Genomic DNA, 25,501 nt, shown 5'->3' on the forward strand with positions numbered 1-25,501 from the left:
TGGCTGACAGTGAATCGCCACAGTGACATAGATTGGTCAAAACTAACAAAGGGGAACCCATGAAAGCAAGAATTTTAGCCGTTGGACAAAAAATGCCAGCTTGGGTGCAGACGGGATTTGACGACTATTATAAACGTATTCAGCCCATGCTCAGCACCGAAATCGTCGAAATCCCCGCCTGTAAACGTACCAAAAACCCCTCGCCTGCCGAGCTTGAAAAATATGCCATCACCGAAGGCGGGCTAATTCTGCAAGCGCACCAAGCCAAAAATTCAGCAGGCAAACGCGAGCAGCTGATTTGCCTAGACGTCCGCGGTAGGAATCTATCAACCGAAGATTTAGCGGCTAAAGTTGGCGAAGCCATGCAGTTGGGTGATGACATGGCGTTTGTGATTGGGGGTGCTGATGGCATATCAAAAGAGGTATTAGCCCATGCGACCTTCAAATGGTCGCTGTCCAATCTTACCTTGCCGCATCCGCTCGTGCGCGTGCTACTGATGGAGCAGCTGTACCGCGCTATGACCATTATCCATCATCATCCGTATCATCGCGGTGATTATTTTTAAGTTTTTCCAGTTAACCTGTTATATCTGATTATGTATGAAATCTCTAAAATGGCTTGTTTTTGCGAATTTTTCCCTTATTTAACTTATTAATCCTTTTTAGTTAATCCTTATTAATTCGTTATCACTTCTATTTATCACGGCAACTTTAAGAAAATTGATGGAAAAAACCGAAAAACAACCAATCAGCCTGCAGCCATTTTTACCCAACACACCGTACCAGCTTTATACCTTGCCCAGTTTGTTTATCTCACATGGGGCGCCGACGATTGCTATCGAAAACAACCGTACTACCCAAGCGCTGAATAAATTTGGGCAAAATCTGCCAAAACCGCGCTTGATTATCATCATCTCTGCACATTGGCAAAGCCAGCATCTAGAAATCAATGGCAATGCGGCGCCCGCTACTTGGCATGATTTTAGCGGCTTTCAAAAGAAACTGTATACAATCGATTATCCTGTCAAAGGCGATAGCCAGATTGCTGAGCAGCTGGCACAGCAGTTGCAGGCTTTGGGCGTTATCACGTCGGTCAATCGACTGCGTCCATTTGATCATGGGGTATGGTCGCCACTGGTGCATTTGTATCCGCAGGCAGATGTGCCGATTGTGCAGCTTTCGCTGCCGCAGCATTTTGATAGTTATGCGTGTTTTCAGTTGGGGGCTTTATTGGCGCCCCTACGGGCAGAGCAAGTATTAATCATCGGTTCTGGCAGTGTCACCCATAATTTGGCGCAGGTACAGTTTGATAGTGGTGAGGTGGATGCTGAGGCACGTGAATTTAAATATTGGTTGATTCATCAACTCAAACAACATATGCCAACGGCTTTAGATTGGCGGTCACATCGATTTGCCCATCACAATCACCCCACCCCTGAGCATTTATTGCCGTTATTTTTTGCGGCAGGCGCAGGCTCAAAGATGAGTATCGTGCATGAAAGTTTTGCCCATTTTAGTTTGGGTATGGATGTGTATCGGTTTGATTAATCCTTAGTCCACATCCGCCACATCGAGATTTTTGTCGATTTGAAATACCAAAAATGCGCCGATAGTCATCAATATAAACATGGTAATACCCAGCTTGGCGACCGGATTAAAGGGCAGGATATTTAACACTAATCCGCCAAAAATACCGACGACAAAGTTGAGTGAGCCTTGCAAAGCACTCGCCATGCCAGCACGGCGTTTTTGAAATGCCAAAGCAATGGCACCTGAATTGGGCTGAGTGAGTCCTAACCCTGCAATACAACAAAAAATACTGGCGAGCACCAACGGTAGCCAAGCTTGCGTGCCAAAGACTAAGCCTAGCAGCATCAAACACGCTGCTGCAATTACTTGCATCACCGCCCCAAATCGCAGCAAGCTGACTAGACGATAACGGTTCACCAGCCATTGGTTGACCTGTGTCAACCCAATAAAACCTGCCGCGTTCATGCCAAAAATCCAGCTAAAATGCTGCGGCGTGACCCCATACCCTTCCATAATTAGCTCAGGTGCGGCGCTGATATACACAAACATCGAACCCATCAGCAGTCCTGCGCCAATCGCAGGATAATTAAACTGGGTGTCTTTGAGCAAATCCCAGTATTGGCTGAGCACGTCATTCATCGGACGGCTGTTGCGAAACTCATCGGTCAAGGTTTCATGCAAAAACAGCCGGGTCAGCACGATATTTAAAATACCAAACCCTGCCAAAAACCAAAAAATCACCCGCCAACTGGCGACTTTTAACAGCAACGACCCCAAGCTTGGTGCCAAAATCGGCGCAATCCCCATCACTAGGACCATCAGCGAAAATGCCTTTGCCATTTGCTTGGGATGCAAGCGGTCACGAATCATCGCCCGCGACACCACTGTTCCCACACATGCACCCAACGCCTGTAGCGTTCGTGAGACAAACAACACGTATTCATTGGTAGTCGTGGCGCACATCACCGAAGCAATCACATACAGAACCATGCCCACATACAAGGGCTTGATGCGCCCAATTCGATCTGAAATCGGACCATAAAACAACTGCCCGACCACCAAGCCCACAAAATAAGCAGGTACCGAATTGGACATAAAAGCCGTTGCCACCCCAAAATCTTGTGCCATACTGGGCAAGGCCGGCAAATACATATCAATCGACAGCGGGCCGATGGCAATAATCAACCCCAAAATCATAATCCAAACTGTTGGATAGTCTAAGTCGTGCGATGGTTGGGGGTGTGGTGTTGGCGGTAGGTTCATAGTGATCAATTTAACTAAAAAAGCGCGTCTAAATAAAAAAGCAGGCAAAAATCATAAGTCGGCTATTATAAACAAATTTTCCTAAAATATTTTTCGTTATCGTTTAGTTTATGTGAGCAATCAACCATGCAGATTGCGTAAAAGACCCAATAAAAAAGGCAGCCTTTGCTACCTTTTTTAGCAAATACCTTGACAGCTTACTGCAAAAAAGTACCTAGACGTTGACCCATTGTCACCGGCACTGAATTAGAAAGACCTGCGTCCCAAGCCATGCCCGCTGATTTTGGTAATACCACAATCGCCGTTGAGCCCAAATAAAACCGCCCAAGTTCATCGCCTTTTTTCAACGTCATGTGATGGGTTTGACGCTGCACGCGATCGCTACGTTTGATTTTGCCTGTAGCCACTGTTTCAATTCCTGCTACAATCATCGCCCCGACTAGCACAACGCAAGCTTTCCCAAATTCGGTATCAAACACACACACGCAGCGCTCGTTACGGGCAAACAAATCGGTAATGTTTTCAGCGGTCTCATTATTGACCGAAAATAGCTGTCCTGGCACATAGATGGTTTCTACCAAAGTACCATCAAACGGCATATGTACGCGGTGATAATTGGTCGGTGCCAAATACACGGTGACAAAACTCCCCTCTTGCATGGCTTTGCCAAGTTCATAATCCGCGAGCAATTGCCCGACTTCATACGATTTGCCTTTGGCTTGCAGGATTTGGTCTTTATCGATTTGCCCCAATTGCGATATCATGCCATCTGCAGGACAGATCAGCGCATCTGGGTCATCATCAATCTTGCGCGCGCCATCTTTGAGCTCGCGGGTAAAAAAATCATTAAAACTGTCATACTGAGAAAAACTACCGCGCGCATATTCCTCTAGCTTGATGCCATATACCGAAGCGAAGGTACGAATAAAAGTTTTTTTCACCATCGGATGACGGCTTTGGGCAAGACGACCTGCGATTTCACTGATTTTTTGTTGTGGGACAAGCGATTGTAACGTCGTAAACAAGGTCATAAGTTACTCGAGATTGGCATTTTAAAGTTGGCTTATTATAATCAAAATCCCCCTTAGAATCACGGTATATTAAACACTGGGCTACGAGTTAAGCGACAAGCTAGCTTTTAAGTTAAGCCGCTTACGCTTAAACTGATGGATAGGAAAAATCATGAAAGCAGTATTACAACGGGTGAAATTTGCCAAAGTAGCAGTCAACCAAGCGCCTCACCCACAACAAATCGTCGGCGAGATTGCACACGGCGTACTGGTCTACCTTGGCCTTGGGCATGATGATACGCTCGCGATGGGGCAAAAAATAATTGATAAAATCCTCACCTATCGCGTATTTGAAAATGAGCTAGGCAAAATGGATAAAAACGTGCAAGAGGTTAATGGCGGCTTATTGTTAGTGTCGCAGTTTACTCTCCTTGCCAATACCCAATCGGGTAGACGTCCTGATTTTAAGCCCGCGATGGCGCCCGACACTGCCAAAGCTTTGTTTGCCCAGATAGTAGCGTATGCCAAGACGCAATATGCCGCTGTGCAAACAGGCGAATTTGGCGCAGATATGCAAGTCAGCAGTTGCAATGATGGTCCGATAAATTTTATTTTTGAACTGTGATGTGACCTGTATTAGGTAATAAAAATTGAGTGAAACGCCGAATTTTTTACAACACCACAAATAAAACCCTTAAAAACTTATCGTTGTCATTTTTTTGTCATATTCTGAAGTTGTAATATGGGCATTGTAATATTGTTGTCATAAAATTATTTTGACAAACAGTTGCCTATTTTTATCGCTTGAGAAATTTATGAAAAATGAAACTATTTTGGTAGTGGAAGATGAGCCTGCCATTCGAGAAATGATCGTAACCACACTAGAGATGGCAGGATTTGATTGTTTGCAAGCCTCAGAGGTCTCTCAAGCCCATCATTTGGCGGTCGATCATCGCCCCAACCTTATCTTATTAGATTGGATGCTACCCAATGGGCTATCAGGCATTGATTTATGCCGCCGCCTAAAGAAAGATGAAATGCTCTCTGAAATTCCTATCATCATGCTCACCGCCAAAGGCGAAGAGGACAACAAAGTTCAAGGACTTGACGCAGGGGCAGATGACTATATCACCAAGCCGTTTTCTACCCGTGAATTGGTTTCCCGTATCAAAGCGGTATTGCGCCGTAGTAGCGCATTGTCAGGCGAAAAACCCATTGACGTAGGCGGCTTGTCCCTAGACCCTGCCAGTCAGCGCGTGAGTGCCAATAACAAAGCGGTGGATATCGGACCGACAGAATATCGTCTCCTTGCTTTCTTTATGAGTCATCCCGAGCGGGCTTATACCCGCACCCAGCTACTCGATCAAGTGTGGGGTGGCAATGTGTATGTCGAAGATCGTACCATTGACGTGCATATCCGCCGATTGCGTAAAGTGCTTGAGCCATTTGGGTTTGCCGACTATATCCAAACTGTACGTGGCACAGGCTATCGCTTTTCTAATAAAATCGACTAAAAATAGCCTGATTAATCGCATTGAAATTTTTGCCAACTTATCCCAACTTCGCTATAGTAAGCTGTCTCAATGGATGCTAGAAAAATTAATATGTGGGCGAGCATTTCACCCGTATTGACAGCTGGGGTTGCCGGGCTGTTGATTGGCGGGCTATTAGGGTTTTGGGGTTGGGGACTGGCGATAGGGCTTTGCCTGTATCAGCTATATTTTTTATGGTCGATACAACGCTTTAAAGCGTGGTATAACAAAAACCCCGATGAGCCGCCACCTGCATTTGAGCCCAACCTTAATGTCATCGCCAGTAATATCTACCAAGTCAATCGCCAAGAGAAATTGGCGCATCAGCAGACCGTTTCGCTGGTGCAAAAAGTGCGCGACTCGCTGAGCGCATTGCAAGACTCGATTATGCTGATTGATAAAAACGACTGTATCGAATGGTGGAACAACTCTGCCGAGCGGCTTTTTCATTTTAAAGCGCCCGACCAAGGTCGCAATGTGTTGACCATTATTCGCAACCCACTTTTTCATCAATATTATCACCACATTGAAGACTATCCCGATGGTGTGCGTATCCATAGCCCATCTAATATCGAGCGCTATGTGCAGTGCAAGATTACCAAATTCGGGCAAGAAAAATTACTGCTGATTTATGATGTCACCCGTTTTCAGCACTTAGAACAAATGCGAAAAGACTTTGTGGCAAATGTTTCGCATGAACTTCGCACGCCGCTTACTGTCATCATGGGGTATGTGGAGACTTTGAGTGAACAGCCTGATTTAGATTCGCGTATTGCTCGCGCGTTTACTCAGATGATGCAGCAAAGTCAGCGCATGAATAATATCATCAATGACTTACTGTTATTATCTCGACTAGAGAACGATGAAAAGCCCGCTGAACCCAAAGACATTGACATTCCCAAAATGCTGATGCAATTGTTTGACGATGCGCAGATGTACAACAAGTCATACGACCATATGATTCATTTGCATATCGACAGCACGTTACATATTTTGGGTTATGAAGATTATCTGCGAAGTGCGCTCAGTAACCTGATTACCAATGCCATGAAATACACTCCCAAAGGGGGTGAGATTAGTATTAGCTGGCATGAGTGTGACGCCGGGGTATGTTTTAGCGTGACCGACAATGGCATTGGTATCGAGCAGCGCCATATTCAGCGCTTAACCGAGCGTTTTTATCGCGTGGACACGGGTCGAAGCCGTGACACAGGGGGTACCGGTTTGGGGCTAGCAATTGTCAAGCATGTCTTGTATCAGCATCATGCCACCTTGGATATCACCTCCACAGTTGGCAAAGGCTCAACCTTTACTGTGACCTTTCCAAAATCTGCCAGTATTCCAACCCAATCCCTTAATCCTGCAGTCCCACAAAGTTAAAATTTACTTGTGGCTGGCGCCCTTGCATGATATCAGCCATCGCTTTTGCTGAGCCGTTCGAGTGCGTCCAGCCCAAAGTGCCATGTCCGGTATTGAGATACAAATTATCAATACGTCCTTGACGATTGACCGCGCGACCGATAATCGGCACATTTGACGGTGTCATCGGTCGCAGCCCTGTCCAATAATTTGGCTGGGTCAAATCTACCGCATCCCCAAACACCTCTCTCACCCGCCGCGTAATCGCTTGGCAACGAATGGGATTAAGCTCAAGGTTAAAACCGTTGAATTCAGCCGTTCCTGCTACTCGCAAGCGCTCGCCTAAGCGCGAGTATACCAGTTTAAGCTCATCATCAATCAAGCTTACATAAGGTGTCTCATGGGGTCGCAACACGGGGTACGTGGCTGAATAGCCTTTGGCAGGATAGATAGGTAGATTGATACCCAAATCTTTGACTAAGGCTGGACTATAACTCCCTAACGCCAGTACATACGCATCGGCGGACAGTATCTGTGACTGCGCTGGCAAAGCAGCATTGTCTTTGCTATCAACGGACATTACTTCTACACCGTCAATGTGTTGGTTATGATAAATAAGTCGTTTGATGGCAGTATTAAATAAAAATGTTACCCCTTGCTGTTGACAAAGTGCTGCCAAGCGATGAGTGAATTTTTGGGCATCCCCTGATTCATCAAGTGCGGTATAAGTCGCCCCAACCAATTCTTTGCCAATACCAGTTAACGCAGGCTCTAGTTCTATCGCTTTATCCACACTAATTACTTGCCGATCACAACCCAATTGCTGCATCCGCTTAGTGGGTGCTATGGCTGCCTCAAACTCAGCATGATCGGTATAAAAATGCATAATACCGCGTGTCAGACAGTCATAATCAATGCCCGTTTGCGCCCTAACATCCCCCAGTACTTGCCGAGAGTATAATCCTAAATTGACCATTTGCACCAAATTAGCATCGGCACTTTTCGCATTGCACTGCTGCAAAAACTGCCAACCCCATCGCCACAGCGCCATATCAGGGACTGTATCTTGTCCCGCGTTGCCCGGCAAACCCAACAACCGACGCCAGCGAAACAACAATGGCGCATCTTCTCGCAGTAACCATTTTAGCGCTTTATAGGGTGTATCAGGATTTGCCCAAGGCGTAGCATGTGATACAGATATTTGCCCACCATTGGCAAACGATGTTGACAATGCAGCGCTGCTTTCACGCTCGATTACCGTTACCTCAAACCCTGCTTGTCGAAGCTGCCAAGCAGTAGTGACACCCACCACCCCTGCACCAAGCACGATTACCTGCTTTGTCATAACTTGCCTTACTATCTTTAGCTGATTAATATGTATAGATAAAAAATGTAGATTGACTAGCAATCAATAAAAAGCCCCCAGTTATCATGGAGGCTTTTTTTCATTTATAAATAACATGGGCTGAAATTTTAATCTATCAGCGTGAGTACAAACCGTTATTTACTTAATTTACTGCTGATTTCACGCAGCAATAGTACTTCTTCTGAAGGTTCTGGCGCAGCAGCCTCTTGCGCTTCGCTTTGACGGCGTAGGCGGTTCATGGCTTTCACCAACATAAATATGATAAATGCCAAAATAATAAAGTTGATTAAGATGGTAATAAAATTACCATATGCAAACACAGGCACGCCCGCTTTTTTCAGTGCATCGTACGTCATGGCGGTGCCTGCAGGTACATCACCTAACACCATAAACATATTGGTAAAGTCGATTTTGCCGCCCATAATCGCAGAGATAATCGGCATAATAATATCTTCTACCAATGACGTCGTGATTTTACCAAATGCGCCGCCGATGATGACACCCACTGCCAAATCCATCACGTTACCTTTGAGGGCAAACTCCTTAAATTCTGACATCATACTCATATAACTTCTCCTATCTTCAAAATAGTTACTACAATCGTTGACTAAAAAGCCCTTATCATCATAAGAAATTTTATAAAATTTTAAACCTTTGCTTTGCAAGCGTGTAGATTAAATTAAAAAAGCTTGTAACAGGTACAAGCTTTTTGTAAATAAATGTTAGGCTTTTTAAAAATTTTATAGCTTAAATCTGCTATTATTTACGACCGTTACGTTTACGCTCATTTTCAGTCAAGTATTTTTTGCGTAGACGAATTGATTTTGGTGTCACTTCAACCAGCTCATCATCTTCAATAAATTCAAGCGCTTGTTCAAGAGTAAAAATGATTGGCGGCGTTAAAATAATCGCATCATCGGTACCACTGGCGCGCACGTTCGTCAACTGTTTTGCTTTGGTTGGATTGACTACCATGTCATCGCTACGTGAGTTTTGACCGACAATCATACCTTCATAGACTTCAGTTTGTGGTGATACAAACATACGACCACGTTCTTGAAGATTAAATAGCGCATAGCCCAATACCGTACCATTCACCATAGAAATCAACACACCATTTTGGCGTTTTGCCACATCGCCTGTTTTCACAGGACCATAATGTGAGAAACTTGAAGTCATGATACCGGTACCTGAGGTAATGGTTAAGAACTCAGAGCGAAAACCGATTAAACCACGTGACGGTACTACCGCTTCAATACGGATACGACCTTTGCCGTCAACTTCCATATTGGTTAATTCGCCTTTACGGTAGCCCATTTGCTCCATTACTGCGCCTTGGTGCTGTTCTTCAACGTCAAAAATCACATTTTCAAATGGTTCTTGTTTCTCACCCTCGATTTCACGAACAATCACTTCTGGACGTGACACACCCAGTTCAAAACCTTCACGGCGCATATTCTCAATCAATACAGATAAGTGTAGTTCCCCACGACCTGATACTTTGAATTTATCAGGACTGTCGGTATCTTCTACGCGAAGTGCTACGTTATGAATCAACTCACGTTCTAGGCGTTCACGAATATTGCGTGACGTTACGAATTTACCTTCTTTACCCGCAAACGGTGAGTTGTTCACTTGGAAAGTCATCGATACGGTTGGCTCATCGACACTTAGCGGTGGTAAGGCTTCTACGTTTTGTGGATCACAGATAGTATCAGAAATATTTAACGCATCGATACCCGTGATACAGACGATATCACCTGCCTGCGCCATAGGTACTTCGATACGGTCAAGACCATGGTAACCCATGATTTGTAGAATACGGCCGTTACGTTTATTACCTTCTTTATCAACAATCGTTACAGGCGTATTGGTTTTAACTGACCCACGCTGAATACGACCGATACCAATCAAACCTTTGAAGTTATCATAGTCAAGGCTTGAAATCTGCATACGGAATGGACCGTCCGTATCCACCTGTGGTGGCTCAACAACATTAACAATGGTTTCAAACAATGGCTGCATATCTTCTGCAAGCTCGTCAGGTGATAATCCTGCAATACCATTCATGGCAGAGGTATAAACGATTGGAAAATCTAGCTGCTCATCTGTCGCACCCAAATTATCAAACAAATCAAACACCTGATCCATTACCCAGTCTGGGCGTGCGCTTGGTTTGTCAATTTTATTAATCACCACGATTGGCTTTAAGCCACGGGCAAATGCTTTTGAGGTCACAAAACGGGTTTGTGGCATAGGACCATCAACGGCATCAACTAATAACAACACACAGTCAACCATCGACATCACGCGTTCAACTTCACCACCGAAGTCGGCGTGACCGGGGGTGTCGACGATGTTAATACGGTATTCAACGCCGTCTTTAGGATTGGTCCATTTGATCGCCGTATTTTTGGCTAAAATGGTAATACCACGCTCTTGCTCTAATGCGTTAGAGTCCATGACACGTTCAACTTCTGCGGCACGCTCGCCAAAAGTACCAGATTGTTGTAACAGTTTATCGACTAGAGTAGTTTTACCATGGTCAACGTGGGCAATAATCGCAATATTGCGAAGATTTTTGATTGAATCTGACATAAAAAAATAGCTCTTGAAAATTCGGCTAGGAAGGGAAATTAAAACACGCGGTAGTATAACATCTTATCATTAAAAATAGATTAAATTTATCTAAGTTGAGTTTATACCTGATAATAAAAATAAAAAAAGCTACCAACGAGGGTAGCTTTTTTTATTTAATAACTAATTATTGTACGTTCATGTCTTTAGTTTGAACGGTTGTGCTAGATTTGTTACCAGTGATGATAGCATATACACGACGGTTCATTGCACGGCCTTCAGCAGTGTTATTGTCTGCGATTGGGCGATCATAACCGTAACCCACTGTGCTAATACGTTGTGGTGCAACACCAAATTGGTTAACTAACATTGATTTAACCGCATTTGCACGTGCTTCAGACAAACGTTGGTTATAACGCGCAGATGGACCAGTTTTTGAAGCGTGACCTTCAATTGAAGCTGTTGAATTTGGATACTCACTCATTTTTTCAGCAACTTTTTGGATTTCTGGTTTGTACTGATCTTTGATGACAGTTTTGTCATTGTCAAAGAATACACGTAATTCCATACGTAATGCGTCATCAGCTGTAATTTCACGTGGGCAACCATCAGCATCTACAACAACGTTTAATGGAGTGCCTGGGCATTTGTCAACGCTATTTAATACGCCATCTTGGTCGTCATCACCATCAGTCACAACGATTGGTTCAACAGGGATAGGCTCAACTACTGGCGCTGCTGGTGCCAAGTGACCACCTAGAACCACGTTAAGACCTGCTAATGCTAGACCTTCCCACCAATCGTTATCGAAGTTATAAATTGCACGGCCTTCACCACGTAAGCTTAATGCATCATTGATACGGTAGTAAGCACCAAGACCTAAGTTACCAATTGTATCTTTAGAAGTTGCTTTGCTGCCATCATCAAATGCCATTGAGGTTTTAGATTGACCTGCACCGATTAACACATATGGCTTGAATGGGCTGTTAGTGTAGCCACTAAAGGTTTCAGTACCGATAGTAAAGTTACCTGAGTATGATTTCTGTTCAAAACCCCATCCGGTTACATTATCGCCATTAGCATCCAATGCGTCAGAATCAGTTTCACCGTACTCTAATTCAAGTGCGATAGTAGGTGTCAATTCGATACCAATACCTGCACCAGTGTACAAGTCGTTATCTTGGTGAGTACCTGCGAATTGCTCGCCTTGTTTGTCTTCAGTTTTGCTGATACCGTCTACATAATGATAACCTAATAGTAAAGGGGTAACAGTAACGCCTGCGTTAGCGGCTACTGGCATAACAGCTGCAGCAACAACTGCTAGAGCGATTTTATTTAGCTTCATAGAAGTCCTCCAAAGGATTGGCTCATTTTAAATTAAAATAACCTGACAGTTAATTCACAAAATAACACATCAAAACATATGTAATTTATGAACTTGTTAAATATAGCTTAACGCCTAAAAATTGTGTTTACAACTATTTTTTTACATTGCTACACAATATTACACGAACATCACAATATGTTATATTTTTATTTTTTAGTAGCTAAGCTTATTAATTACGCTCGATACTAAGAATCCAACAACCATCATAATGATTCGAAATTACACATCAAAACTATACACTCATCTTGAGAAGGATTTTAATACAGTCTATTTAAATTTACCATATCTTAAATTCATACTGTCACTAAATGATACATTCTGGTGACATTCATTTACTTAATGTCTAACTGATACATTTGCCATACCACTAAAACAGTTTCGTCTAGATAATGGCTTAACATTAATAATATGGTATAGATACTTTAACATATAAACCCATCAATCGGTTTTGAAAACTTCAGTATGTCAGACAGTACCAGCCTTTTGGTCGCTTTTATTAGCTTTACTGTTAGTTATTAGCTTTATAGTCAGCCACCCCTATCTTTTATATCAATATTTGTTTGTTAATTCAGCAAAACTCTCTATAATGATGAACTAAAATCGTTTATTGTATTATTCCATCATGGTCTAGCCGGTAGCTCTAATAGTATGAATGATTCGAAAGCCAACGTGTTCTCAATAAAAAGACAGGGATTTACTTTGATTGAAACAGTCGTCGTTTTGGCTGTTTTATCTATCATGGTGGCGATGGCTTCGATTACTATTACCAACAGCTTAAAGCAAATGGAAGCAAAAAACATCGCTTCAAGTTTAATGAATTTTTTAAGCAGGGCAAAACAAGAGGCGTTAATTTATCAAAATCCTGTTGTTGCCTGTGTGGCTAGTGATAGCTTGGCTTGCGTAACAACTGGCGGCCATCAGCTGATTAGCTTTATCGATAAAAACAACAATAACAGCTATGAGGCAGCGGTAGACAAACTCAATCATCAGCTTACGTTAGACTTGTCTTGGGGTGTGCTTACAGCAAATATCTCTCTGAATAACAACTACATTATTTTTAAGCCAGAAAACGCTAGACCCATTGGTTATATGGGCAATATTCAATACTGCCCTTTAGATGGTAAGGTCGATAATCGACTGAAGGTAAGTTTTAGCAAAACAGGCATTATTAAATACAAGCCCTACTCAGTCGAACAATTTAACTGCCCCTAACAGCTAGGCTTTTGCGGTAAATGCTTTTCTCATTGCGCTAACCGCTTCGCTAAGTCCCATAAACACACTATCTGCAATAATGGCATGACCGATGTTTAGTTCATGGATGCCACCCATATTAGCAATGGGTGCAACGTTATCACGGGTAAGACCGTGCCCCGCATTGACCAGTAAACTTGCTTTTGCCTCGTGGGCATGAGTCACGGCTGCTTTGATACGGGTGATTTCATGGCTAATTTTAACTTGGTCATGTTGCAAACAATAATCCGCATAGGCGCCCGTGTGTAGTTCAATGGCATCTGCCCCGAGCGCAATGCTTTTATCAATTTGTGCCAACTCTGGATCAATAAATAGTGACACTTGAGTGCCGACTTGATGTAACTGTTGAATCGCGTTGGCTATTTTGTCCTGATTACCAATCACATCAAGACCGCCTTCGGTGGTCAATTCTTGGCGTTTTTCAGGGACAAAGCACACCCAAGCTGGCTTAACATCACAGGCTATCGCTACCATCTCGTCAGTGACCGCCATTTCAAGGTTCATACGAGTGGTTATGACTTTGGCAAGCCGATAAACATCATCATCTTGAATGTGACGACGATCTTCACGCAAATGCAGCGTGATACCATCCGCCCCTGCCTGCTCACAAATTAACGCCCCTGCTACAGGATCGGGATACGCCACGCCGCGCGCTTGACGCAGGGTAGCAATATGGTCGATATTGACACCGAGTAAGGGTTGATTGCTGGTCATAATATGCCCTATTTTGTCTATGATTGATACTGGGTAAGCTTATTGATACTGAGTAAGCTGCTGCCAAAGTTCTCGGCTTTGCAAGGTTTGATAATTGAGTAAATTATCCATTAAATACCGGTGCATGGCACTGATGCTATTGACCAATTGTTTGGCTAAATCAAAATCTTGTTGCATCACCTGGTTAAAGCTCGCTTCATCTTGCAAACATTGATACCAAGTTAGCAGCTGCTCACCTGTTATTGCCATATCAGGTTTATCCAAAGGTAAAACTGGCATAAATCCCTGCTGTAGCTGGTATTGATAACGCTGCGATGGTGCTATTAAATCCCCCAACGCATCTTTAGCAAAATCGAACCCATAGCCTAATTGTTCAAACAATACATTTTCAAAGCGTCTTAAATGCCACTTTAAAAAGATCATGTCATGTGACGATTGCGCTGGCTCGACAAATAGATTTGCCATGTTTGCAAGGCACTGCTGATATGCTTGCCATATTTCAGTAAATGGCTCTTCAATAGGCAATAGTTTTTGCAAAATCTCGTTAAGATACATGCCTGCATAGAGGCTTTGTCCTGTGAGGGTAATATGATTTTGCAAAATCTGGCTTTGACTAAAAGTTTTTAGGCTGTTTTTACCATTGCCAAAAAATTGTATAGGGACAAATAGCGGTAAGTTTTTTTTACCGATACCATGTACTATGCCCCATTCTTCACTAAACAGGTGAATTAAACTACGGCTTTCACCATACGGTTTTTGGTGCAGAATATAACCTGTTAGCAGTTGATTGCGCATAGTAGCCTTTAGCCTTTAGCCTAGTAGCCCAAGCTTGTTAGCGCACGCTCATCATCTGACCAGCCTTTTTTGACTTTGACCCACAGTGTTAGCATCACTTTTTTATCAAACATTTTTTCCATATCTTGGCGCGCTTCGATGCCGATTTGTTTGATTTTTTCGCCTTTATCACCGATGACAATCACTTTTTGACCTTGACGCTCGACAAAAATCGTGGCATCGATAAAGGTCACAGCTTTACGCCATTTGCCTGTTTTTGGGTCTTGATGCGCGGGCTCATCCTTGAAGGTATCAATTTGTACCGTTAAATCGTAAGGAATCTCATCGCCCGATGCGCGCATCACTTTTTCACGAATGATTTCACTGGCTAAAAAGCGTTCTGAACGGTCAGTCACCTGCTCTGCATCATAGATTGGCGCTGCAATCGGTAAATGCTTACCGATGACTCGTACTAGCTCATCTAAGTTATGCGCACGTAATGCAGATACGGGCACGATATCGCTAAATACTTGGGTGTCATGCAGTTTTTGTAGTAGCGCAAACAGCTGAGCTTCGTCCTTAATCGTGTCACTTTTATTAATCACTGCAATCACAGGGACACCCAAATTTTGCACTTTGGCAAACACCAGCTCATCATCTTCCACCCATTTTAGGCTATCAATCACAAACAATACCGCATCAACGTCTGCTAAAGCCGAGGTTGCTGCCTTATTCATCCGCTCATTGATAGCGCGCACTTCGCGGCTATGGATACCTGGGGTATCAACAAAAATCGCTTGTAGTTGCTCGTTGGTCAAAATCCCCATAATACGATGGCGGGTGGTTTGGGGTTTTCGCGAGGTTATCGACAATTTTTGACCCAACACATGATTCATCAATGTTGACTTGCCCACGTTTGGACGTCCGACAATGGCTACATACCCCGTGCGAAAATCCACCGCACGCGCGAGCGCTGCTTCACTTTGCCCACTGAAGAATTGACTGATGACATCATGGTTGTTGTCCGCTGATGGAATATCGACAGCTGGGTCAGTGGTTGTTTGTTGGGTAGTGTCTGTTTGGTTAGACATAAAGTGGGATCTCAACATTGGTTTAAAGGGTACAAATTATTGTAGAAGAGTTTTGAGCAAATTTCAGTAAGCATTTCAGCAAATTTGGGTGTTGACGGTATAGCAGGTCGGCAAATTAGCGCAGCGGCGGTAACAAATCACTGATTTTAGTCAGCATGGCTTCAGCGCAGCGCTGCTCGGCAATACGGCGACTTTCCCCTTCGGCTGTGACTAAAGCTTGGGTTGGTGCTATGGGTTTGGCGGTTTTATTGTCAAAAACAATATCTACTTGGCAGCTGACCACAAAAATTTGATTGGGGGCATTGCCAATGGTTTCGGTCACTTCATAGCGTGGCAGCGCAAGTTGGTGTGCTTGCAACAGCTCTTGTAAACGGCTTTTGGCATCTTTTAGCACTTTTTGTTCTTTCACTTTTTCGAACAAATCTTCAAACCACGCCAGTACACAAGCTTTAACCGTGTCAAAATTTTGACTATCAAGATAAATAGCGCCAATCAAGGCTTCAACGCTATCTGCCAAGATTGAGGCGCGTTGACGACCACCGCCTTTACGCTCACCCACCCCTAAAATCAAATAATCTGACAAATTGAGCTGTTTTGCAATAATTACCAAGGTCTCTTCGCGCACAAGCGATGCACGTAAGCGACTGAGCCGACCTTCATTATAGTCGGGATAGCGCAAAAATAAAGCTTCTGCGATGATCACACCGAGCAATGCATCTCCCAAGAACTCTAATCGCTCATAATTGTGTTCGCTATCAAATGAGCGATGCATGAGTGCCATAATGGGTAAATTCACATTATCAAACTGATAACCCATTTGATAAAAAAGCGCGGTTAATTGACGCACTTGTGGCGGTAGTTTTTTGAGATTAAAGGTAGGGATAGTGATTGGTAAATTCATCTGCTTCAAATTGTTAGAAAACGTATTAGCCAGTAAAATCATCACATGGCTATCACTTACTTAAGATTGGGGCTATAAGCTCAATAGCTACTAACTATTTAACTATTTAACTAGGGCTTGGCGACTTTGGCATCTTCTGCGCTAATGGTATCTTCAAAGCGATTGACGATATCGACGTTACCAAAAAAGTTGTTTGCTTCATCGTATTTTAATTTCACTGACATCGCACCTGGCGTATTATCCACCACTTCCACAACATCTTCTGCCTTTTGGCTGACACCGTTGATATGCCATTGGGAATTGACATTACCTAAAAACTCTTTGACGCTCTCTTTGTTGTCATTGGACTTTTTGAGTTCAAAAGCCAACGATTTTTTGAGTTGGTAGTGACCGACTTGGGCAGGGATAATAGCTAAACCAATTTTGGCACACACGACGATGAGTACAATCATAATCACGATACCCGTGACGCTGGCGCCGCGCTGATGACTTGGTAGGTTCATGCCGTATTCTCCTTTGACCATCGCTCAAGATAGGTTAATGTAAGCCTTAGTTAATTAAATATTCTCAACAACAAAGGCTTTGATATCCAATTTTTTAGAGTAAGCGGTTAGTGTATTGCGCCATTGCGATTAAAGGTGGGTAGACTTAATCCACTGGCTTTGTGCGTCCACACATACACGGCTTTACCCGCTAAATTTTGATCGGGCACAAACCCCCAAAAACGACCATCAGCACTGCGATCACGGTTATCGCCCATCACAAAATAGTGTCCTTCAGGCACTTTGATTTGCCATTGTTGACCTTGGCTCGCCATCAATTGAGGTGACGCTTGCTGCAAAAAGCTGGCATATTGATACCAATTCTTGTCACCCAAATAGCGCACCAAATGTTGATGATTGCTGCTAGGTGATTCTTGCACGTATTTGGCAGACAATTCTTCTTGATTGCCCAGTTGCGCTGCTTGCTCAGCTGTCACAACCTCACCGGTCTCGGTTTTACCTGGCGGATATAGCTGCGCTGTCATCTTAGGGTCGGGAGTAAAGCTTGCTGGCGTGGTCGCAATCGCTTTGCCATTGATGCTTAACTGCCCGTTGTTAAAGCTCACCGTATCACCACCCACGCCAATCACCCGCTTGATATAATAAATTTTTGGGTTCTCAGGATAGCGAAATACCACCACATCACCATGCTGTGGCGCGCCTAAATCAAGCACCTTGGTATTCACCAGTGGCAAGCGAATACCATACGCGTATTTATTGACCGCAATAAAGTCACCCGTATACAGGGTTGGCACCATCGACGATGAGGGAATATTAAACGGCTCAATCAAAAACGAGCGCACTACGAGCACAATCGCTAAAATCGGAAAAAAATCATACGCCCATCGCACCGGCGCAGTCGATTTCTCCAATCCTTTGCTTTGCTTTTGCTTTAGTACCAATTTATCCAGTAGCCAAATAGCGCCCAAAATCAAGGTCGCAGGGACAAGAATCAAATTAAAATCAAAATCCATACTTGCCTCTATGACTGATTATCCACTTTTAACACTGCCAAAAACGCTTCTTGTGGAATCTCAACACGTCCCACTTGCTTCATGCGTTTTTTACCTTCTTTTTGCTTTGACAGTAGTTTTTTCTTACGTGACACGTCACCACCATAACATTTGGCAAGTACGTCTTTACGCATGGCTTTGACGGTGCTACGGGCGATGATTTGGCTACCAATCGCCGCTTGAATTGCCACATCAAACATTTGGCGCGGAATCAATTCTTTCATTTTTTCAACCAGCTGATTACCGCGATAGCGCGCTTGCTCAGCATGGCAAATCATCGCCAGCGCATCAACTTTTTCGCCATTAATGAGTACATCTACCCGCACCAATTTATCTGTTTCAAAGCGCTCAAAACCGTAATCAAGTGACGCAAAGCCACGTGACACCGATTTTAGACGGTCAAAAAAGTCCATGACCACTTCGCCCATCGGAATATCAAAGGTCAACTGCACTTGCTGTCCCATAAACTTCATATCAACTTGGATACCACGACGCTCGATACATAATGTCATCACGTTACCCAGATAATCGGGTGGCACCAGAATGTGACAGCGCGCAATCGGCTCACGAAACTCATCAATCAGACCTGGGTCAGGCATTTTTGATGGGTTATCGATTTGGATAATCTCACCATCGCGTTTTTTGATTTCGTAGATAACGGTCGGGGCGGTGGTAATCAAATCTAAGTCATATTCACGCTCAAGACGCTCTTGGATGATTTCCATATGCAGCATCCCCAAGAAACCGCAGCGAAAACCAAACCCAAGTGCATCAGAGGTATCAGGCTCAAAAAACAACGCAGCGTCATTGACTTGCAGTTTTTGTAGCGCTTCACGAAACGCCTCAAAATCACTCGAATCGACAGGGAACATACCGGCATAAACTTGCGGCTTGACCTTTTTAAACCCTGGTATGCTATCGACATCTGGGGTTTTGGCAAGGGTAATGGTATCACCCACAGGCGCGCCGCCAATGTCTTTGATACCGGCAATCACAAACCCCACTTCGCCGGCTTCTAAGATATTGGTCTCAAACGATTTTGGGGTAAATACCCCAATTGACGTCACAATATGGGTGCCTTTGGTCGATTTGATATAGATTTTATCGTCTTTTTTGAGCGTGCCTTGGCGCACACGTACCAGTGACACAACCCCAAGATAATTGTCAAACCATGAGTCAATAATTAACGCTTGCAAAGGGGCATCACGGTCGCCTTCAGGCGCGGGAATACGCTCAACAATCGCTTGTAGCAAATCATCCACGCCCACCCCTGTCTTGGCCGACACGCGCGGTGCATCCATCGCTTCAATCCCGATAATGTCTTCGATTTCTTGAATCACACGTTCAGGATCGACTTGCGGTAAGTCAATCTTGTTGAGTACCGGTAATACTTCAAGCCCCTGCTCAATCGCGGTATAACAGTTGGCAACCGACTGCGCTTCTACGCCTTGTGCGGCATCAACCACCAGCAAAGCGCCTTCGCAAGCTGCCAGTGAACGCGACACTTCATACGAAAAATCGACGTGCCCTGGGGTATCAATAAAATTAAATTGGTATTTGTCACCGTTTGGGTGGTTATAATACAGCGTGACAGATTGGGCTTTAATGGTAATACCGCGCTCGCGCTCAATATCCATCGAGTCAAGTACTTGCGCCTGCATTTCACGTGCTTGTAGACCACCACACATTTGGATAATGCGGTCGGCAAGCGTGGATTTACCGTGGTCAATATGGGCAATAATAGAAAAATTACGAATATGAGATAAGGCGGTCACAATTACCTACTAACAAAAAAGTATATGATTAAATTTGTAGAAAAATAGCCTTATTGTAACGTATTTTTCTACAATCACCTACTGAATTTATTGCGACAGCTTTTGGGAGGCCATAAAAAAAGATAAGCTTTGGGTGTCAATATCTGTTGCAAACCCAGAGCCCCAAACCATCCCCGAACTAGGCTTTTTTGACGACGCTGGATTTGAGTTTCATCGCGCCAAAACCGTCAATTTTACAATCAATATCATGATCATCGGGCGCATCATGGAGCAGGCGAATGGATTTGACTTTGGTGCCAACTTTAATGGGGGTACTTGCGCCTTTGACTTTTAAGTCTTTAATAACCGTCACACTATCCCCATCTTGTAGCACATTGCCGACGGCATCTTTAATAACTTGTTCGCTGGCTGCTTCGGTTTCGCCCGCTTGCCATGCCTGCTGCTGTGCTTCAAAGCCACACATCGGGCAAATCAGTAAATCACCATCTTGGTAGGTATAATTTTCTTTACACTTGGGGCATGGGGGACAGGCAGGTAAACTCATAGCACACGCTCAATTATCTTAGAAAGAATTTAACAGTCGTTAGGTAGGGTATTGTACGCGATAAGTCGCCCCAATAATAGTAATCAGCCAGCACAGACAAATCCTCTGACAAATGACCTACTAACAGCACTTAGTCAAGCAGAACTTAAAGCAGAACTTAGTTAAGCATAACCTAATAAAGCATGATTGCAGTCCGAGCCCAATTGTGCAAAACTTTGATCATAATTTTTTTAGCAAATAAAAAGAGAACCACCATGACAGATTTCGTCGTCTTTGATATAACCGGTGCCGATGCCCAAAAATTCTTGCAAGGACAAGTAACCTGCAACGTCACCAAACTCAGCGACCAATACCAAGCGACCGCGATTAGTAATCTCAAAGGGCGCGTTGCATTGGGTATTTGGATTAGAAAAATAGCGGATGACGCTTACCAAATCGTCATCAGCCAAGACTGTGCCGATGAGTTTGCCAAGCATATCAAAAAATATGCGGCGTTCTCAAAACTTACCCTATCAGCCCCACGTGATATTTTTACGGTTGTGGACAATGGGGTACCTAGTTTTAGTGAATCAGAGAATGGCTCTGACAGCGACGCTAACCGCAAAGCATGGCAAAAAGCGAGTATCGCTACAGGCAATTACTGGATTGTCAAAGCCACCGCAGGCTTGTGGCAACCCCAAGAGTTGCGTCTACACCAACAAGGCGGGGTTGACTACGATAAAGGCTGTTATTTAGGCCAAGAAATCATTGCGCGGTTATATTTTAAAGCCAGCCCAAAAGCTTGGCTCCACCGCGTAGCAGGTACCGGTGATGTACCCAACGCAGGTGAAAAAATTGGCAGTGTCGATGTGGTCAATAGCATTGCTACTGAGACAGGTTTTGAAGCCTTGGTGGTGGCGCGTCCCGATGATATTGCCGCTAGTAACCTGACCATTCTTGAGTTACCTCAAGCACTGCAACAACCGGTTGCGCGCCAACATTAAACACCCAGCAAATTTGATTAACGTAAATAAGTGAAAATAAATGTGGGTTAAAATAAAAAAGGCATTTTGCTGATGCCTTTTTTAACCGTTTTTTTAGGTTTATTAATAGCTAAACCACTTCAAACCTAACCTATTTTATAGCTAAACCGCTTTCATTTTATATTTATAGCTAAACCACTTCGCCAGCCACAAACCCGCTTGCCCAAGCCCACTGAAAATTGTAGCCACCTAGCCAACCAGTAACATCGAGCACCTCGCCGATAAAATACAAATTCGGTTGTAACTGACTTTGCATGGTTTTTGAAGAAACTTTATCAGTAGCAACGCCACCACGGGTGACTTCAGCTGTACGATAACCTTCAGTGCCTGATGGCGTCAAACGCCAAGCATTGAGCTGCTCACCAAGCTGCGCTAACTTCTCGTCTTTGATATTGGCAAGCTCAGTCTCAGCCATGTCTTGCCACAATAAATTTTGCAAAGTAGCCACCACTTTTTTAGGTAGCGCCGCCGCGCCTATGTGGTCATTTAGTACGGTTCTGATCAGCTGTTTTGGGTGCTGTTTTTTTTGCTCAGCTAAAAATGCTGCCATATCAAGGCTTGGGAATAAATTGATAAAAATCGGCTCGCCCACGTGCCAATAATTCGATAGCTGTAACATCGCAGGCCCGGATAAACCGCGATGGGTAAATAGCACGGGCAACCTAAAACTGATACGCTCGTTAAACGCAATGACCTCAAAACTAACCCCCGATAACGATTTAATCGCATCGCCAATCTTATCGGTAAAGGTAAAGGGTACGAGTCCTGCCGATGTTGGCACAATGGTATGCCCAAATTGCTGCGCTACTTGGTAACCAAACCCTGTCGCACCCATGGTCGGAATTGACAGCCCGCCTGTGGCGACTACCAAGGATTGACAAGTTAAGATTTGCTCGCTACTTTTTTGATTGGCTTGTTGATTAGCCTGTTGATGAGGCTGTTGACTAGCTGGTTGATTGACAGTTAAAACAAACCCCGTATTATCGGGTAACGCTTGGATTTGCTGGATGGCGGTTTTTAGTTGAATAGTTACTTGGTTGGCGCGGCATTCGGTCAGCAGCATTTGCAAAATATCATTGGCAGAGGTATCACAGAACAGTTGTCCATGCTCACGCTCATGATAGGGAATCTGATACTGGCTAACCATGCCAATAAAATCCCAATTTAGATAGCGTGACAACGCCGATTTGCAAAAGTGCGGATTGCTACTTAAATAATGCTTGGGCTCAATGTCATAGTTGGTAAAATTACAGCGCCCACCGCCACTCATAAGGATTTTCTTGCCCGCTTTATTGGCATGATCTACCACGAGCACACGCCGTCCGCGCTTGCCCGCTGTCAATGCACAAAATAGCCCTGATGCCCCTGCCCCGATGATGATGACATCATACGCAAACGTGGATGGTGCGTTTGTTGACCCAGCATGATTTTGAGCCGTGTCAATCTTTGGTGAAGTATTTGGTGAAGTATGTTGTTGCTGCATGATGACCGCTATTTATCAGGTAAAAGACCAAATAAGAATCCGCTTACAATAAGGATATTTGCCCAATATCTGAAAAAATATCCTTAAAAATATCCTGAGTAACATTGCAAAATTTGTGATTTTTTGCCAAACTAAGGAAAAGGCACTCTAGAATCAAGGATTAGATTGTATTGCATTTTCATAGTGAGCGGACGTTTATTGATGGCTCGTTTCATCGCTCTGTTGATACCCCGTGTTACTGTTAGCTTATCAACGTGAAAATGTTATTTTTGAAGTTAAGCCCGCTACCTATTTGAGCCGTTTGTCAGTTCGTAGCCATTTAGAGTATTACCCCACCAACCTACGAGTCATAACAAGGAATGTTTTATGAAGAGCTACCCTCATAGCGCTGAATTTGCCGCTAAAGCCAATACCACTCCCCAAAAATACGCCGAAACCTATCAAGAATCTGTCGAAAATAACGAAGCGTTTTGGGCAAAACGCGCTGAATGGATTGATTGGATAAAAAAACCCACCAAAATCAAAAACGTCAACTATGACCTAAACAATTTTAGCATTAAATGGTTTGAAGATGGTGAGCTTAATCTATCGGTCAACTGTCTTGACCGTCACGTTGCTGAAAACCCTTACAAGCCTGCGATTATTTGGGAAGGCGACCACCCCTCACTTCATAAAATTGTCTCATACAAAGAGCTACATTCAGAAGTATGCCGCCTTGGTAGCGCACTGCGTCGTAAAGGCGTCAAAAAAGGCGACCGCGTCACCATTTATTTGCCGATGATTCCTGAAGCGGCGGTTGCGATGCTGGCTTGTGCGCGGATTGGCGCGGTTCACTCATTGGTATTTGGCGGGTTTTCAGCAGACAGTCTAGCTAGCCGTATCATCGATAGCCAATCAAAAATTGTCATCACCGCTGATGAATCTGTGCGTGGTGGTAAACATACGCCGCTTAAACAAAATGTGGATCGTGCGCTAGACCATGACGGTACCGAATGTGTTGAAAATGTCATTGTGGTGTACCGTACCGGTGAATCCATCCCAATGAGCGGTCGCCGCGATATTTGGTATCACAACTTAATCGACAACGCCTCTGAAGACTGCCCACCAGAGCCAATGAATGCCGAAGACCCGCTATTTTTGCTTTACACTTCAGGCTCAACTGGCAAGCCTAAAGGCGTGGTACACACCACCGGTGGTTATTTGACCTATGCGCTATCCACCTTCCGTGACGTGTTTGATATTAAAGACAATGACGTATTTTGGTGTACCGCGGATGTGGGCTGGGTCACTGGTCACACCTATGTGGTATATGGGCCGCTTGCCAACGGCACAACAACCGTGATGTTTGAAGGGGTGCCGCAGTACCCAGATTGGGCGCGTATCGGTCATATCGTTGATAAGCATGACGTTACCATCTTGTATACTGCGCCAACTGCTATTCGCGCGATGATGAAAGAAGGCGATGATTACGTTCGTAAATCAAACCGTTCCAGCTTACGTCTGTTGGGCTCGGTGGGTGAACCTATCAATCCTGAAGCTTGGAACTGGTATTATAAGGTGGTGGGCGAAGGTCGTTGTCCGATTGTTGATACTTGGTGGCAAACTGAAACAGGCGGTATTTTGATGACGCCAATCCCCAATACGGTTGATCTCAAACCAGGCGCCGCGATGAATCCGCTGTATGGCATCAAGCCAGCGATTGTTGATGCCGAAGGTGCTGAATTAACGGGCGCCGCCGAAGGCAATTTAATCATCAAAGACAGTTGGCCAGGTCAAATGCGTACCATTTGGGGAGACCATAAACGCTTTTTAGAAACTTACTTTAGCACCTATCCCGGCGCTTACTTCACAGGTGACGGTGCCCTGCGCGATGAAGACGGTCATTATTGGATTACAGGTCGTGTGGATGATGTCTTAAACGTCTCTGGGCATCGCCTAGGTACAGCAGAGATTGAAAGTGCTTTAGTATCGCACCCTTCAGTCGCTGAAGCGGCGATTGTGGGTATGCCGCATGAGCTCAAAGGACAAGGCATTGCCGCTTACGTCATCTTAAAATCAGGCGAAGAGCCAAGCGAGATGCTCAAAGGTGAAATCAACCGTCATGTCCGTAGTGAGATTGGTCCAATCGCCAACTTAGACTCGCTATATTTGGTCGAAGCCTTACCAAAAACGCGCTCCGGTAAAATCATGCGCCGTATTCTGCGTAAACTTGCCGCGCATGAATTTGAAGGTTTGGGTGATACTTCAACCTTGGCAGAACCCGAGGTGGTTGATAACCTCATCAATGTGGTTAAATCTGATAAACAACCTGCTTAATTTCTGCTTAGATTTAAAAAACGTCTGTAGCTACAGGCGTTTTTTTTTCAT

Annotated in this window: 23 protein-coding genes; 8 read left to right on the forward strand and 15 right to left on the reverse strand. The window is 44.2% G+C overall.

Features of this window, described 5'->3' with window-relative positions:
* Positions 1-59 precede the first annotated feature (59 nt).
* Together rlmH and ACAM39_RS10350 are read left to right on the forward strand one after the other, a co-directional pair.
* The gene (rlmH, locus tag ACAM39_RS10345) at positions 60-566 is read left to right on the forward strand and encodes a 23S rRNA (pseudouridine(1915)-N(3))-methyltransferase RlmH (protein ID WP_369627620.1); all 507 of its coding nucleotides are present in this window, start codon (positions 60-62) and stop codon (positions 564-566) included.
* A gap of 157 nt (positions 567-723) precedes the next feature.
* A complete protein-coding gene (locus ACAM39_RS10350; RefSeq protein WP_369627621.1) occupies positions 724-1,548 on the forward strand; it encodes a DODA-type extradiol aromatic ring-opening family dioxygenase in 825 nt (274 codons plus the stop codon).
* A 3-nt stretch (positions 1,549-1,551) separates the two neighbouring features.
* On the opposite strand, the gene ACAM39_RS10355 is transcribed toward ACAM39_RS10350, so the two are convergent.
* Together ACAM39_RS10355 and asd are read right to left on the reverse strand one after the other, a co-directional pair.
* Complete coding sequence (locus tag ACAM39_RS10355; RefSeq protein WP_369627622.1) at positions 1,552-2,793, reverse strand: multidrug effflux MFS transporter; 1,242 nt, start codon at positions 2,791-2,793, stop codon at positions 1,552-1,554.
* Positions 2,794-2,990: 197 nt separating this feature from the next.
* A complete protein-coding gene (gene asd / locus ACAM39_RS10360; protein ID WP_369627623.1) occupies positions 2,991-3,824 on the reverse strand; it encodes an archaetidylserine decarboxylase in 834 nt (277 codons plus the stop codon).
* A gap of 151 nt (positions 3,825-3,975) precedes the next feature.
* Here asd and dtd point away from each other — a divergent pair, with 151 nt between their 5' ends.
* The 3 genes from dtd (at position 3,976) to phoR (ending at position 6,715) form a co-directional block, all read left to right on the forward strand.
* A complete protein-coding gene (gene dtd / locus ACAM39_RS10365) occupies positions 3,976-4,428 on the forward strand; it encodes a D-aminoacyl-tRNA deacylase (RefSeq protein ID WP_050324857.1) in 453 nt (150 codons plus the stop codon).
* A gap of 190 nt (positions 4,429-4,618) precedes the next feature.
* Positions 4,619-5,317, forward strand: a complete 699-nt coding sequence (phoB, locus tag ACAM39_RS10370; RefSeq protein ID WP_036595303.1) for a phosphate regulon transcriptional regulator PhoB — start codon at positions 4,619-4,621, stop codon at positions 5,315-5,317.
* Positions 5,318-5,386: 69 nt separating this feature from the next.
* Entirely contained in the window at positions 5,387-6,715 is a 1,329-nt protein-coding gene (phoR, locus tag ACAM39_RS10375) for a phosphate regulon sensor histidine kinase PhoR (RefSeq protein WP_369627624.1), read from the forward strand.
* Here the strand turns inward: phoR and ACAM39_RS10380 are convergent.
* The 4 genes from ACAM39_RS10380 to ACAM39_RS10395 form a co-directional block, all read right to left on the reverse strand.
* The gene (locus ACAM39_RS10380; protein ID WP_369627625.1) at positions 6,690-8,102 is read right to left on the reverse strand and encodes a D-amino acid dehydrogenase; all 1,413 of its coding nucleotides are present in this window, start codon (positions 8,100-8,102) and stop codon (positions 6,690-6,692) included. The two genes, phoR and ACAM39_RS10380, sit on opposite strands and share 26 nt — an antisense overlap.
* A 92-nt stretch (positions 8,103-8,194) precedes the next feature.
* Positions 8,195-8,626 (reverse strand): large conductance mechanosensitive channel protein MscL, encoded by a 432-nt coding sequence (gene mscL, locus ACAM39_RS10385; protein ID WP_062333600.1) that lies wholly within the window; start codon positions 8,624-8,626, stop codon positions 8,195-8,197.
* Positions 8,627-8,819: 193 nt separating this feature from the next.
* Positions 8,820-10,658: a translational GTPase TypA gene (typA, locus tag ACAM39_RS10390; RefSeq protein ID WP_036595294.1), complete on the reverse strand. Its 1,839-nt coding sequence runs from the start codon at positions 10,656-10,658 to the stop codon at positions 8,820-8,822.
* Positions 10,659-10,824: 166 nt separating this feature from the next.
* Positions 10,825-11,982 (reverse strand): OmpA family protein, encoded by a 1,158-nt coding sequence (locus ACAM39_RS10395; protein WP_369627626.1) that lies wholly within the window; start codon positions 11,980-11,982, stop codon positions 10,825-10,827.
* Positions 11,983-12,672: 690 nt separating this feature from the next.
* On the opposite strand from ACAM39_RS10395, the gene ACAM39_RS10400 reads away from it, so the two are divergent.
* Positions 12,673-13,236, forward strand: coding sequence for a pilus assembly FimT family protein (locus ACAM39_RS10400; protein WP_369627627.1), 564 nt, complete (start codon positions 12,673-12,675; stop codon positions 13,234-13,236).
* A gap of 3 nt (positions 13,237-13,239) precedes the next feature.
* Here ACAM39_RS10400 and pdxJ read toward each other — a convergent pair whose 3' ends face one another.
* From pdxJ to ACAM39_RS10440, 8 genes are all read right to left on the reverse strand, one after another.
* Positions 13,240-13,989 carry a pyridoxine 5'-phosphate synthase gene (gene pdxJ, locus ACAM39_RS10405; protein WP_369627628.1) on the reverse strand — a complete coding sequence of 250 codons (750 nt, stop codon included), beginning with the start codon at positions 13,987-13,989 and terminating at the stop codon, positions 13,240-13,242.
* A gap of 39 nt (positions 13,990-14,028) precedes the next feature.
* A complete protein-coding gene (recO, locus tag ACAM39_RS10410; protein ID WP_369627629.1) occupies positions 14,029-14,784 on the reverse strand; it encodes a DNA repair protein RecO in 756 nt (251 codons plus the stop codon).
* A gap of 20 nt (positions 14,785-14,804) precedes the next feature.
* Positions 14,805-15,854, reverse strand: a complete 1,050-nt coding sequence (gene era / locus ACAM39_RS10415) for a GTPase Era (protein WP_369627630.1) — start codon at positions 15,852-15,854, stop codon at positions 14,805-14,807.
* Between the two features lie 115 nt (positions 15,855-15,969).
* A complete protein-coding gene (rnc, locus tag ACAM39_RS10420; protein ID WP_369627631.1) occupies positions 15,970-16,755 on the reverse strand; it encodes a ribonuclease III in 786 nt (261 codons plus the stop codon).
* A 110-nt stretch (positions 16,756-16,865) separates the two neighbouring features.
* A complete protein-coding gene (locus tag ACAM39_RS10425; protein ID WP_369627632.1) occupies positions 16,866-17,258 on the reverse strand; it encodes a DUF4845 domain-containing protein in 393 nt (130 codons plus the stop codon).
* Positions 17,259-17,365: 107 nt separating this feature from the next.
* On the reverse strand, positions 17,366-18,271 hold the full coding sequence (lepB, locus tag ACAM39_RS10430; protein ID WP_369627633.1) for a signal peptidase I: 906 nt from the start codon (positions 18,269-18,271) through the stop codon (positions 17,366-17,368).
* 8 nt (positions 18,272-18,279) lie between these two features.
* Positions 18,280-20,085 (reverse strand): translation elongation factor 4, encoded by a 1,806-nt coding sequence (gene lepA / locus ACAM39_RS10435; RefSeq protein WP_100269413.1) that lies wholly within the window; start codon positions 20,083-20,085, stop codon positions 18,280-18,282.
* 178 nt (positions 20,086-20,263) lie between these two features.
* Positions 20,264-20,629, reverse strand: coding sequence for a zinc ribbon domain-containing protein YjdM (locus ACAM39_RS10440; RefSeq protein ID WP_248147380.1), 366 nt, complete (start codon positions 20,627-20,629; stop codon positions 20,264-20,266).
* Between the two features lie 254 nt (positions 20,630-20,883).
* Between ACAM39_RS10440 and ygfZ the strand changes: the two genes are divergently transcribed.
* Positions 20,884-21,612 carry a CAF17-like 4Fe-4S cluster assembly/insertion protein YgfZ gene (ygfZ, locus tag ACAM39_RS10445; RefSeq protein ID WP_369627634.1) on the forward strand — a complete coding sequence of 243 codons (729 nt, stop codon included), beginning with the start codon at positions 20,884-20,886 and terminating at the stop codon, positions 21,610-21,612.
* 169 nt (positions 21,613-21,781) lie between these two features.
* On the opposite strand, the gene ACAM39_RS10450 is transcribed toward ygfZ, so the two are convergent.
* Positions 21,782-23,134 (reverse strand): BaiN/RdsA family NAD(P)/FAD-dependent oxidoreductase, encoded by a 1,353-nt coding sequence (locus ACAM39_RS10450; RefSeq protein WP_369627635.1) that lies wholly within the window; start codon positions 23,132-23,134, stop codon positions 21,782-21,784.
* A gap of 366 nt (positions 23,135-23,500) precedes the next feature.
* Between ACAM39_RS10450 and acs the strand changes: the two genes are divergently transcribed.
* Positions 23,501-25,450, forward strand: a complete 1,950-nt coding sequence (gene acs / locus ACAM39_RS10455) for an acetate--CoA ligase (RefSeq protein WP_369627636.1) — start codon at positions 23,501-23,503, stop codon at positions 25,448-25,450.
* Positions 25,451-25,501 lie beyond the last annotated feature (51 nt).

It is taken from the genome of Moraxella sp. K02 (genome assembly GCF_041154755.1).
In the GTDB taxonomy this organism is placed as follows: Bacteria; Pseudomonadota; Gammaproteobacteria; order Pseudomonadales; family Moraxellaceae; genus Faucicola.